We start from the raw sequence: 10,723 nt of genomic DNA, 5'->3' as shown, positions 1-10,723 counted from the left end.
CCCCACCCTGGGGAGTCCTCCCCTTGGTCGCCCCCCCGCCGGGCGCGGGGGGGGGGGGGGGGGCGGCCGCCCGCCACCGCGTCCGGCTTGGCGGCCGCCGCGGACCTGCGCTCCTTGCGGCCGCCGATCCCGCCCCTGCGGCGCTCCACGCCCCGGGTGACCATGAACAGCACGGCGGAGAGCGCGAGCAGGCCGAAGCCGGCCCAGACCGTGGGCTTGAAGACGATGCCGGTGAGCCAGTCGATGACGCCGGTCATCACCAGCCCGATGGGGATCAGCGAAAAGGCGGCGATGCGGGTCGCGGCCAGGAACCGCTTGCGGTACGCCGTCAGCGCGGCGATGCCCAGGCCCGCCGCCGACACCGCGGCACAGACGGTCGAGGTCAGCATCCGGTCCTCCTGCCGGTGGATGGGCGAGCAGGCAGCGCTCTGCTCCCTTCCATCCTGCCTTGTCCGGCCCCCCGTCGGCCATGTTCCGGGCCGGCATCAGGGACATCTCGGGGTCGCGGTCCTCCGCAGGTCCCGGTTCGGCCGGCCGGCGCCGGACTGGAACACTGGCCCCATGAACGACGCCACCACCTCCGCCCCCGCACGTCCCGTCCTGGACGTCTGGTGCGAACTGCAGTGCCCGGACTGCCGCACCGCCCTCACGGACCTGCGGGCGCTGCGCGAGCGCTACGGCGACCGGCTGGACATCCGGCTGCGCCACTTCCCCCTGGCGAAGCACCCGCACGCCTATGTGGCCGCGCAGGCCGCCGAGGAGGCCATGGAGCAGGGGCAGGGCTGGCCGTACGTCGAGGCGGTGCTGGCGCGCGCCGAGGAGCTCGGCAAGCGCGGCGAGAAGCTGCTGCTGGAGGTCGCCGGGGAGCTGGGGCTGGACACCGAGGAGATGGACACCGCGCTGATCGACGGGCGGCATCTGCTGATCGTCGACGCGGACCAGGCCGAGGGCAAGGCCATCGGGGTGACCGGCACCCCGACGTATGTGATCGGCGACGAGCGGCTGGACGGCGGCAAGAGCCAGGAGGGCCTGCGCGCCCGCATCGAGGAGATCGCCGACCGTCTGCTGGCCGAGCAGGGCTAGCCCTGGCCGCCCCGGATCCTTGGGAGCAGGCCCTGAGCCCCCCGCCGGTGGTGTGCCCGTCCGCTCACAGGATCGGCTTCCACAGCAGGTGCGCCGTGGGCCGGTAGCCCAGCGAGTCGTACAGGCCGCGGGCCGGCGCGTTGCCCGCGTAGACGTTCAGGCCGAGGCAGGTGCACCCCGCGGCCAGGCTCTCGCGCTCGGCGACCAACATCAGGGTGCGGCCGTGGCCGCGCCCTCGGTGGCCGGGCGCCACCTGGATGTCGACGACATAGCCACCCGGCTGCTCCGGCATGCGCAGCGCGAGCCAGACGCTGCCGACCTTTGTGCCGTCGTGGACGAGGATCCGCAGTGCCTGGTCGGCCGTGGCGATGCCGTCCGGCAGCAGCGCGCCATGGGCCGCCAGCGAGGTCTCCTCGGCGCGGGCGCGGGACATCCCCTGCCCCAGCTGGGTACGGACGTACTCGGCGAGCGCGGCGTCGCGCCAGGCCGGGTACTCCGCCTCGCTCAGCGGCCGGTCGAGGCTGCCTTCGGGCAGGCGGGGCGACCCGGCCAGGGGCTTGCTCATCGTGCGGCTGCGCTCGGTGTAGCCCAGCGCCGCCGCGAGCCGCAGGGCGGCCTCGGCCTCGGCCGGGACGGTCAGCTCGATCTGCCGGCAGCCCCAGCCGCGCAGCACCTCCTCGGCAGCGAGCGCGGCGACGGTGGCGCGGCCGCGGTGCCGGTCCGCCGGGTCGATGTCCAGGTACGCGATCCGGCCGGCCGTCGGCCCGAACCGGGCGTCCGTCGCCAGCTCGATCCCGCCGACCCGGCGGCTGTTGACGCAGACGTCGTACCGACGGGCCCGGCTGCCGTCGTCGTGTCGCTCTTCCGGTCCGGCGGGGCGCAGCGTAGTGGTCACGAGGACTTTCTACTCGCCCCGCGCGGGGCCCGTCATCACCGCGGATCGAAGTCGGCGGCGGAGTGCTCGTCGAAGATCCGCATGGCTTCCGCGGTCACCGGGCCCGGGGTGTCGGCCAGTTGGCGGCCGTCGATCCGGGTCACGGCCTGCACGTCGCGCAGGGTGGAGGTCAAGAAGACCTCCTCGGCCCGCTCCAGGGCGTCCAGCGGCAGATCGGTCTCCTTGGCACCGGCCCAGGCGACGGTCAGGGCGCGGGTGATGCCCGCGAGGCAGCCGGAGTGCAGCGGCGGGGTGTGCAGTTCGCCGTCCAGGACGACGAAGACATTGGAGCCGGTGCCCTCGCAGAGCGCGCCGACGGTGTTGGCGAACAGCGCCTCGGAGGCGCCCCGTTCGCGGGCGCGGGCCAGCGCGACGACGTTCTCGCCGTACGAGGTGGTCTTCAGGCCGGCGAGCGCACCGCGTTCGTTGCGGGTCCAGGGGACGGTGACGGCGGCGGTGGTGTCGGGGCGGCGGGCGGTCGCGGAGAGCGCGATGACCAGTGTGGGACCGGCCTCGCCGCGGTCCGAGCCGAGCGGGGAGACACCGCCGGTGTAGGTGATCCGCAGCCGGCCCAGCGCCATCGGGTTGGCGTCGAGGACGGCCGCGCAGCCGTGCCGTACCTCGTCCAGGTCGGGGTCGGGCAGGCCGAGACCGCGGGCGGAGGTGGCCAGGCGCTCCAGATGGCGGGTGAGGGCGAAGGCACGTCCGTGGTCGGCCTTGATGGTCTCGAAGACGCCGTCGCCGACCGTCAGCCCGTGGTCGAAGACCGAGACCCGGGCGCCCTCGGCGTCCCGCAGTGCCCCGTCGAGCCAGATCCTCATCGCTTTCCTCCACTCACCTCGTGCAGCCCCGACGCTACCGCGAGCAGTCGGCCGGCCTTCAACTCCGTCTCGGCCCACTCCCGCTCCGGATCGGAGTCCCAGATGATCCCCGCACCGGCGCCGAAGCGGAGCACCGGTCCGCCGGGCGGGGTGCGGTCCAGCCAGAACGTACGGATGCCGACGGCGAGCTCGCCGGTGCGGCGGTCGGCGTCGACCCAGCCGATGCCTCCGCAGTACGGGCCGCGGGGCGCGGTCTCCAGTTCGTCGATGATCCGCAGCGCGCTGGACTTGGGGGCGCCGGTGACCGACCCGGGCGGGAAAGTGGCCGTCAGCAGGTCCGCCCAGGCGGTCTTCTCGTTGGCCCCGTCCAGCTCCCCGCTCACCGTGGAGACCAGGTGGACCAGGCCGGGGTGCTCCTCGACGGCGCACAGTGCCGGGACGGTGACCGATCCGGTGGCGCAGACCCGGCCGAGATCGTTGCGGACCAGGTCCACGATCATCACGTTCTCCGCCCGGTCCTTCTCCGAGAGGTCGGCCGCGGTCCGGCCGGTGCCCTTGATGGGGCCGGAGGAGACGGTGCGGCCGTCGCGCCGCAGATACAGCTCCGGGGAGGCGCTGGCGATCTCGACGCCGTGCTCGGGCAGCCGAATCGTTCCTGCGTACGGGGCGGGGTTGCCGCGGTCCAGCACCGCGGAGAGCGCGTCGACGTCGGCGCGGGCGGGGTCGGGCAGCAGCGCGGTCAGCACGCGGCAGAGGTTCACCTGGTAGACGTCACCGGCCGCGATGTGTTCACGGATGCGCCGTACGCCGCCGGTATAGGCGTCGCGGTCCAGGGAGCTTGTCCAGGCGGTGGGGGCGGGGCCGCACCAGCCGTCGGGGGCGGGCGCGTCCGCGGCCGTGGCGGGGCGTACGTCGGTGAAGCGGGCGCACACCACCGAGCCCTCGAAATCGGCGGTCACGGCCCACCAGCCAGTGGAGTCCAGGGCCGCGGGATCGCTGGTCACATCCCGCAGGCCGGTGGCTATCAGGCCGCCGAAGCGGGCCATCGGAGCGAAGTCATGCACGTCAGCGAGTCTATGGCGGGGGCCGCCGACCCGCCTGTGCCGAGCGAGCAGCGCAGCACGCTGCACAAACGCGTTTTTGTACTGGCCCCGGAATCCGCTAGAGTTCAACACGTCGCCGGGACGCGCAAGCGCCCCGGAGGCGGAGTAGCTCCCCGACGTAGTCTGGGAGAGACACCTGCGGACGTAGCTCAGTTGGTAGAGCACCACCTTGCCAAGGTGGATGTCGCGAGTTCGAGTCTCGTCGTCCGCTCGATGTGGGGGATCTTCCCGAACCCCCTCACTCCTGGTGGAGTGGCCGAGAGGCGAGGCAACGGCCTGCAAAGCCGTCTACACGGGTTCAAATCCCGTCTCCACCTCCAAGGACGATTAGCTCAGCGGGAGAGCGCTTCCCTGACACGGAAGAGGTCACTGGTTCAATCCCAGTATCGTCCACTGGTCCGGCTCCACCGGGCCCCCGCGCGATTAGCTCAGCGGGAGAGCGCTTCCCTGACACGGAAGAGGTCACTGGTTCAATCCCAGTATCGCGCACGCAGCTGCGGATCTTCGTGATCCGCGGTCCCGAGGACGATTAGCTCAGCGGGAGAGCGCTTCCCTGACACGGAAGAGGTCACTGGTTCAATCCCAGTATCGTCCACACTCAAGCCCGAGGGCCGGAGCATCTCGCTCCGGCCCTCGGGCTTTGTGCGGGTTCGTTCAGGACGAGAACAGCATGTGGCCGAAGCTGCGGTGGTGGCCGTGGTGCCCATGGTGACCGTGGTGGCCCTGGTGCGGGGCGCCCCAGGCGGGCGCGGCCGGGTAGGCCTGCGGGGCGGGCGGCGGCGGGGCCTGCTGGGTCCACTGCGCCTCAAGGCGGGTCAGCGCCTCCAGCTCGCCGTAGTCCAGGAAGATCCCCCGGCAGCCGGCGCACTGCTCGATCTGCACGCCATTGCGCTGGTATGTCTGCATCGGTGCATGGCACTTGGGACACTGCATCGTCGGCTCAACTCCCATCATCCACTGCCGCTCACGGCGGCGCCGCCCGAACGGTCTCCCGGCGGCGAGGTGTTCACCCTACGACGCGGCCGGCGGACCCCAACTGCTGCGGCAGGGAAGTCATCCGGGCACAGGCGTCGACGACCGCGGACTCGATCTCGTCCAGGGCGCGGGATGCGGCGGCGGCCTTGGCGACGGCGAGCGCGGCGGTCTGCACGGTCAGGGCGCGGGCGGGTATCTCCAGGTCGGGCCAGGGATCGCCGTCGGGGCGTACGGCGCGGCCGCCCGCGGCGCGGTAGGCGGCCAGGAAGCGCGCCCAGATGTCCGGTGCGAGCAGGCCGGTGGCGAACCAGGCGGCGGGGCGGGCCAGGTCCCAGGCGCCGTCGCCCAGGCCCAGGTCGTCGATGTCTATCAGGAGCCAGGGGCCGTCCGCAGCCGGGTGGCGGACGAGCTGGCCCAGGTGCAGATCGCCGTGGCAGAGGATGCCGGGTTGCGGCGGTGGGGCGGCTCCCCGGGCCCACGGCGGGAGCAGGGACCAGGCGCGGGCCGTGACCGCGGCGGCCGCGGGGAGGTTTCCGGGGCCGGGCACCGGTGTACGGGGCGCGGGGAGCGGGCCGGCGGCGGTCGCCAGGGCGCCGCGCATACGGGCCAGCGCGCGGGCGGCCTTGGCGGGGCCGCGCATCGGCGGGACGGGGCCGGGCAGTTGGCGCGGGTCGACACCGTGCAGCCGGGCCAGCAGCCGGGCGGCGTCCTCCCAGGGAGCGGCGTCCGGATCGTCGGGCGGGACCGGGCTGCCGTAGGGCCAGTGGGTGACCGCGCGGCCTTCGCCGGTGCGGGTGAGGAGGCCGTCGGGGGCGGTGACCGGGAGCGGGGGCAGCAGGATGCCGTGCAGCAGGGGGTGGGCGGCGATGCGCAGCCGGGCGGCGAGGTCGCGCTGGTCGGCGTCGGGGGCGTGGGTCTTGGCGACCGTACGGCCGCTGCGGACGACGGTGCCGTCGGGGCGGTCGGCGAGCACCTCGGGCGCGGTGGCGGGGGCGGCGGGGCGGCCGGGCGGTGGTGCGGTCATGGTTCCCCTCCCCCGGGCCGCCGCGGGCCGGATGCGCCGTGGGTGGTGTGCGAAGGGGTGCGGCCCGGCCTCGGATCGTACGCGCGGTGCGGACGGACCGCGCAGGGCGCAACCGGTCGGGCGGCGGGGCCGGACAGCTCGAAGGCCGGGCATCTCCCCAGATGCCCGGCCGTTCGTGCCGTCCGCCGCACCCCCGTCCCCACGGGGTTTTCGGCCGGAGTCCCCGTCCCGGACCGCTCTCCCGGGCCTGGGACGCCGTTCAGCGCCCCAGCATTCCGACCACGGACGACGCCTGTGTGATGACGGCCTCCCAGCCGCCGAAGACCACGGCGAGAACGATCGCCAGCGGCAGCACCATGGCCACCGCGACGAGGGGATGGCGGGTGCCCGAGGACTGGTGGCCGCCGAGCGTCGAGGCGAACCGGCGCCCCTGCGCCCGAAGCGCCGTCAGTCCTGAGATCCGATCCATCGTCCCGCTCCCGTCGTGTCTGGAGCGGCGGGCGTCTGACCTCGGGGGACGAGTGCTACGCCCGCCGCTTGGAGACAACACTAGGCACGTCGAGGGCGGCGGGCGTCATGCCGTCGTACCTATTGGTCGGCCTCCAGGAGGATGACGGAACGGCTCCTCGTGTACTCCCCAGGGTGGAGAGAGGGCACCGGGGACCTGGGGACATCCCCCAAGGGGCACCGCGCGTCCCCCGGCCGCGCGCCCTCGCAGACGGCCTCGGCGTGACCTCTCTCACGTCGGTCGCTCCCCCGCGCGGCACCGTCCCGCCCCCGCGGTGCGCGCTTCCCACCGCGCTTTTCGCCGCCCGGGACGCGTCCCCGGCGTCCCGCGCCACCCCGTCCCGCTCATCTTTCCTTGCGTCAATCCCCCTGCTGGGAACGATCATTGGGATCACGTACGGGAAGTCGGGGCGCGCGGCGGCCGATTCCCTCCCCCGTTCCGAGGATCGCACCCGCCACCGACAATCCGGTCGCCGACGCATGCGCGGCCTATCAGCACAGTGAGCCGTCAATCCGTAAGCTGTGCCACGTCAGACGGTTGGCAGCGGAGGGGTCTTTCCCACCGCAGGTAGGGGACGGACATGGCGATGATGCGGCTCCGACGCGAGGACCCGCGTGTCGTCGGGACGTTCCGGCTGCACCGCCGGCTCGGCGCCGGCGGGATGGGTGTGGTCTACCTCGGTTCGGACAAGCGCGGCCAGCGGGTGGCGCTGAAGGTGATCCGGCCGGACCTGGCGGAGGATCAGGAGTTCCGCTCGCGGTTCGCCCGCGAGGTCTCGGCGGCCCGCCGGATCCGCGGCGGCTGCACGGCCCGGCTGGTCGCGGCCGATCTCGACGCCGACCGCCCCTGGTTCGCCACCCAGTACGTACCGGGACCCTCGCTGCACGACAAGGTCAACGAGGAGGGCCCGCTGTCACCGGCGCAGGTCGCCTCGATCGGCGCGGCGCTGTCCGAGGGCCTGCTGGCCGTGCACGACGCGGGCGTGGTGCACCGCGACCTCAAGCCGTCCAACATCCTGCTGTCGCCCAAGGGCCCGCGGATCATCGACTTCGGTATCGCCTGGGCGACCGGCGCCAGCACGCTGACGCACGTCGGCACGGCCGTCGGCTCGCCGGGCTTCCTGGCGCCCGAGCAGGTCCGCGGGGCCGCCGTGACGCCGGCCACCGACATCTTCGCGCTGGGCGCCACCCTCGCCTACACGTGCACCGCCGACTCCCCGTTCGGTCAGGGCAGTTCGGAGGTCATGCTCTACCGCGTGGTCCACGAGGAGGCGCAGCTGGCCGGGGTGCCGGACGCACTGGCCCCGCTGCTCGCCTCGTGTCTGGCCAAGGACCCGGCGGACCGCCCCAGCACCCTGTCGCTGTCGCTGCGGCTCAAGGAGATCGCGGCCCGTGAGGCGCACGGTCTGTCCGGCGGGCCGTTGGACAACGGCGTCGGCAGCGGGCCGGGTTGGGACCGCACGGAGCGCCGCCCCTCGGACCGCCCGACCGGGCAGCGCGCCGAGGAGTACACCCGGCAGCGCACCGAGCGGCGGACGGCGGGTGCGTCGGCGCCGCGTTCGCACCCGTCGCGTCCTTCGGCACCACGTGACTCCGCCGCCCGGCCGGCCGCTCCGGCATCGGGCGCGGGGAAGGGCCAGCGGACCGGCGGGCGCAACGCGCGGCGGGTGCCGGGGGCACGACCCACGGGCCGAAACGGTTCGCGGACCCCGGTGCGCACGGGCGCGGGCGGGCGCCGGCCCGGTCCCGACCGGCGGCTGCTGCGCCAGCGGGTCATCGTGTTCGTGGTGGTGACGCTGCTGGTGGCGCTGGGTATCGCGGCGGCCCAGGGGTGTCAGGGCCCGGCCCACGCGCTGGAGGTGGAGCGACCGGTTGCGATCGCGGTGCAGGGGGGCTCGGAGGGGCCCTACGGGGTGGGGGAACAGAACCCTTAGGGGACGCGGGCGCCCCTTGCGGGCCACAACGGGGTGGGGCCGGGGGGTATTCCCGTGGGACGGGCCTTCCCTTGGCGGGTATTACCGTCGGACGGCCCTTCCCGTTGGCGGGTGTTGCCGTCCGACGGGTGTTGCCGTCCGACGGGTGTTCCCGTCAGGCGGGCCCTCCCCTCAGGCCGGGCGGCCCGTCGCCACGGCGTAGAACGCCACCGCGGCGGCCGCACCGACGTTGAGCGAGTCCACGCCGTGCGCCATCGGGATGCGGACCCATTCGTCGGCGGCCCGCAGGGCACCGGTGGTCAGCCCGTCGCCCTCCGCGCCCAGCATCAGGGCGGCGCGCTCCAGGGTGTGCGGGGCGGCCTCGTCGATGGCGGTGGCCTTCTCGGCCGGGGTGAGCGCCAGCAGCTTGAAGCCCGCTTCCCGTACGACGGACAGATCGCGGGGCCAGCTCTCCAGACGGGCGTACGGCACGGAGAACACCGCGCCCATGGAGACCTTCACCGAGCGGCGATAGAGCGGGTCGGCGCAATCCGGGGAGAGCAGCACCGCGTCCATGCCGAGGGCCGCGGCGCTGCGGAAGATCGCGCCGATGTTGGTGTGGTCGTTGACCGCTTCCATGACCACGATGCGGCGGGAGGCGGCGAGCAGCTCGCCGGCCGCGGGCAGCGGCTTGCGCTGCATGGAGGCCAGCGCCCCGCGGTGCACGTGATAGCCCGTCACCCGTTCGGCGAGGTCGGGGCTGACGGCGTAGACCGGTGCCGGGACCTCGTCGATGACATCGCGCATGACATCGACCCACTTGGCCGAGAGCAGCATGGAGCGCATCTCGTAGCCGGCGTGCCGGGCGCGCCGGATGACCTTCTCGCCCTCGGCGATGAAGAGCCCTTCCGCGGGCTCGCGCCGGCGCCGCAGTTCGACGTCGGTCAGGCCGGTGTAGTCGGCCAGCCGCGGGTCGTCCGGGTCGTCGACGGTGATGATTTCTGCCACGGGGAGATAGTGCCTTGTCGGTGTCGAGGTTCCAATGCCGCGTACGGATCGGTTACCTGTGGGTAGCGGCGGTGCCGACGGTGACGACGTCTCCGATGACGATGACCGCCGGGGGGCGGACGCCCTCGGCCCGTACGGTCTCGCCGAGGGTCGCCAGGGTCGCGTCCACCCGGCGCTGGGTGGCGGTGGTGCCCTCCTGGATGACGGCGGCCGGGGTTTCGGCGGGGCGGCCGTGCTCGATGAGCTTGGCCGCGATGGCGCCGCTGTTCTCCACGCCCATCAGGACGACGAGGGTGCCGCGCAGCTTGGCGAGCGAGGACCAGTCGACCAGCGAGCGCTCGTCGTCGGGGGCGACATGGCCACTGACGACGGTGAACTCATGGGCGACGCCGCGGTGGGTGACGGGGATGCCGGCGGCACCGGGAACCGAGATGGTGCTGGAGATGCCGGGCACGACCGTGCAGGGGATGCCGGCCTCGGCGAGCGCCTGGGCCTCCTCCATGCCGCGGCCGAAGACGAACGGGTCGCCGCCCTTGAGGCGGACCACGGCCTTGCCCGCCTTGGCGTGCTCGATCAGCGCGTTGTTGATGGCCTCCTGGGCCATGAAACGGCCGTAGGGGATCTTCGCGGCGTCGATGACCTCGACGTGCGGGGGGAGTTCGGCGAGCAGGTCGCGGGGGCCGAGGCGGTCGGCGATGACGACGTCGGCCTCGGCCAGGAGGCGGCGGCCGCGGACGGTGATCAGGTCCGGGTCGCCGGGGCCGCCGCCGACCAGGGCCACGCCGGGCGTGTGCGGGCGGCGGTGGTGCGGGGCGGCGATGCTGCCGTCGCGCAGGCCCTCGACGATGGCGTCGCGCACGGCGGCGGAGCGGCGCGGGTCGCGGCCGGTGAGCACGGCGACGGTCACGCCCTCGCTGCGGCCGGTGGCCGGCGTCCAGGCGGTGGCGGCTTCGGCGTCGTCGGCGCGTACGCACCACACCCGGCGGTCCTCGGCCTCCTGGGACGCGGCGGCGTTGGCCTCGGGGTCGTCGGTGGAGATCAGTGCGTACCAGGCGTCGGCGAGGTCGCCGGCCTGGTAGCGGCGGCGCTCCCAGCGGATCTCGCCGGCGTCGGCCATCGCCTCGACGGAGGGGGTGGCGGACGGGGAGACGAGCAGGACGTCGGCGCCGGCGGCGACGAGCGAGGGGAGCCGCCGCTGGGCGACCTGCCCGGCCCCCAGGACGACCACCCTGCGGCCGGACAGCCGCAGTCCGACGGGGTAGGCGACGTGTTCGGCGACGTGCTCAGCCATGGCGGTGCGGCTCCTTGTGCGGTGGTACGAGTTCGACGACCAGCTCAGTCGCTGCGGCTCCGGA

The 10,723-nt window shown here is 73.8% G+C and carries 11 protein-coding genes and 5 tRNA genes; 7 read left to right on the top strand and 9 right to left on the bottom strand.

Features of this window, described 5'->3' with window-relative positions; translation table 11 throughout:
* Window positions 1–389 (bottom strand): hypothetical protein (locus ACZ5XZ_RS11930; protein ID WP_468976772.1); only part of this gene is annotated, 389 nt, incomplete at its 3' end.
* Between the two features lie 172 nt (window positions 390–561).
* Here ACZ5XZ_RS11930 and ACZ5XZ_RS11925 point away from each other — a divergent pair.
* Complete coding sequence (locus ACZ5XZ_RS11925; RefSeq protein WP_468976770.1) at window positions 562–1,083, top strand: DsbA family protein; 522 nt, start codon at window positions 562–564, stop codon at window positions 1,081–1,083.
* Window positions 1,084–1,147: 64 nt separating this feature from the next.
* Here the strand turns inward: ACZ5XZ_RS11925 and ACZ5XZ_RS11920 are convergent, their stop codons facing one another.
* The 3 genes from ACZ5XZ_RS11920 to ACZ5XZ_RS11910 are packed head-to-tail and all read right to left on the bottom strand — an operon-like array spanning window position 1,148 to window position 3,902.
* The gene (locus ACZ5XZ_RS11920) at window positions 1,148–1,978 is read right to left on the bottom strand and encodes a GNAT family N-acetyltransferase (protein ID WP_468976768.1); all 831 of its coding nucleotides are present in this window, start codon (window positions 1,976–1,978) and stop codon (window positions 1,148–1,150) included.
* Window positions 1,979–2,013: 35 nt separating this feature from the next.
* Window positions 2,014–2,838: an aminotransferase class IV gene (locus tag ACZ5XZ_RS11915; RefSeq protein WP_468976765.1), complete on the bottom strand. Its 825-nt coding sequence runs from the start codon at window positions 2,836–2,838 to the stop codon at window positions 2,014–2,016.
* Window positions 2,835–3,902, bottom strand: a complete 1,068-nt coding sequence (locus tag ACZ5XZ_RS11910) for a chorismate-binding protein (protein ID WP_468976763.1) — start codon at window positions 3,900–3,902, stop codon at window positions 2,835–2,837. The genes ACZ5XZ_RS11915 and ACZ5XZ_RS11910 overlap by 4 nt, the downstream gene beginning before the upstream one ends.
* 177 nt (window positions 3,903–4,079) lie before the next feature.
* Here ACZ5XZ_RS11910 and ACZ5XZ_RS11905 point away from each other — a divergent pair.
* The 5 genes from ACZ5XZ_RS11905 to ACZ5XZ_RS11885 all read left to right on the top strand — a co-directional run bounded on the left by ACZ5XZ_RS11905 (window position 4,080) and on the right by ACZ5XZ_RS11885 (window position 4,536).
* Window positions 4,080–4,152 (top strand) — tRNA-Gly (locus ACZ5XZ_RS11905).
* A 35-nt stretch (window positions 4,153–4,187) separates the two neighbouring features.
* Window positions 4,188–4,261: transfer RNA gene (locus tag ACZ5XZ_RS11900), tRNA-Cys, on the top strand.
* Between the two features lies 1 nt (window position 4,262).
* Window positions 4,263–4,334, top strand: a tRNA-Val gene (locus ACZ5XZ_RS11895).
* A gap of 24 nt (window positions 4,335–4,358) precedes the next feature.
* A tRNA-Val gene (locus ACZ5XZ_RS11890) sits at window positions 4,359–4,430 on the top strand.
* A 34-nt stretch (window positions 4,431–4,464) separates the two neighbouring features.
* Window positions 4,465–4,536 (top strand) — tRNA-Val (locus ACZ5XZ_RS11885).
* Between the two features lie 59 nt (window positions 4,537–4,595).
* On the opposite strand, the gene ACZ5XZ_RS11880 is transcribed toward ACZ5XZ_RS11885, so the two are convergent.
* The 3 genes from ACZ5XZ_RS11880 to ACZ5XZ_RS11870 all read right to left on the bottom strand — a co-directional run bounded on the left by ACZ5XZ_RS11880 (window position 4,596) and on the right by ACZ5XZ_RS11870 (window position 6,409).
* Window positions 4,596–4,874 carry a TFIIB-type zinc ribbon-containing protein gene (locus ACZ5XZ_RS11880; RefSeq protein ID WP_384428937.1) on the bottom strand — a complete coding sequence of 93 codons (279 nt, stop codon included), beginning with the start codon at window positions 4,872–4,874 and terminating at the stop codon, window positions 4,596–4,598.
* A gap of 73 nt (window positions 4,875–4,947) precedes the next feature.
* Window positions 4,948–5,940, bottom strand: a complete 993-nt coding sequence (locus tag ACZ5XZ_RS11875; protein WP_468976760.1) for a phosphotransferase family protein — start codon at window positions 5,938–5,940, stop codon at window positions 4,948–4,950.
* Between the two features lie 259 nt (window positions 5,941–6,199).
* Window positions 6,200–6,409 carry a hypothetical protein gene (locus ACZ5XZ_RS11870; RefSeq protein WP_468976759.1) on the bottom strand — a complete coding sequence of 70 codons (210 nt, stop codon included), beginning with the start codon at window positions 6,407–6,409 and terminating at the stop codon, window positions 6,200–6,202.
* A 619-nt stretch (window positions 6,410–7,028) separates the two neighbouring features.
* Between ACZ5XZ_RS11870 and ACZ5XZ_RS11865 the strand changes: the two genes are divergently transcribed.
* On the top strand, window positions 7,029–8,381 hold the full coding sequence (locus ACZ5XZ_RS11865) for a serine/threonine-protein kinase (protein WP_468976757.1): 1,353 nt from the start codon (window positions 7,029–7,031) through the stop codon (window positions 8,379–8,381).
* Window positions 8,382–8,552: 171 nt separating this feature from the next.
* Here ACZ5XZ_RS11865 and ACZ5XZ_RS11860 read toward each other — a convergent pair whose 3' ends face one another.
* Window positions 8,553–9,368, bottom strand: a complete 816-nt coding sequence (locus ACZ5XZ_RS11860) for a TrmH family RNA methyltransferase (protein ID WP_399144143.1) — start codon at window positions 9,366–9,368, stop codon at window positions 8,553–8,555.
* 52 nt (window positions 9,369–9,420) lie between these two features.
* Window positions 9,421–10,659, bottom strand: a complete 1,239-nt coding sequence (gene cobA / locus ACZ5XZ_RS11855) for a uroporphyrinogen-III C-methyltransferase (protein ID WP_468976755.1) — start codon at window positions 10,657–10,659, stop codon at window positions 9,421–9,423.
* Window positions 10,660–10,723 lie beyond the last annotated feature (64 nt).

The organism is Streptomyces sp. NPDC033270 (genome assembly GCF_055576575.1).
Note: the sequence above shows the minus strand (reverse complement) of the source record. Positions and strands in the feature narration are given on the sequence as shown.